The organism is Streptomyces sp. P9(2023) (assembly GCF_032436795.1).
Classification (GTDB): Bacteria; Actinomycetota; Actinomycetes; order Streptomycetales; family Streptomycetaceae; genus Streptomyces.
This window is the reverse complement of the sequence record NZ_JAUPWM010000306.1, coordinates 1-312: the sequence shown is the minus strand read 5'-3', so window position 1 is coordinate 312 and position 312 is coordinate 1. Positions and strand designations below refer to the sequence as shown.

Sequence of the window (312 nt, the reverse complement as noted above, 5' to 3'; positions counted from 1 at the left end):
GATATTGCCATCGCGCAGGCGGCTATGAAACAGCCGGAGGGCGTATTCGATGCAGGCCTGAACAGAGATGGTAATATCCAGGTCACGCCGCAGTGGCCGTCCGAGACTCTATGGGTAGAGGGGGATCTGGTACGCCTGGAACAGGTCATCGTCAACTTGATTGGCAATGCCATTCAGGCAATGAAAGACGCCTCCCAGCCCACACTCACACTGCAGGCCGAGGCCACGCCCCATCACGTGCATATCCATGTCATCGACAATGGCCCCGGCATCGCCGAACAACATGTCTCGCGCATCTTCGAGCCCTTTTTC

The 312-nt window shown here is 57.4% G+C and carries 1 protein-coding gene; it reads left to right on the top strand.

Translation table 11 applies throughout. The features are described from left to right. Positions 1–312 (top strand): ATP-binding protein (locus Q5762_RS37730; protein ID WP_315896828.1); only part of this gene is annotated, 312 nt, incomplete at both ends.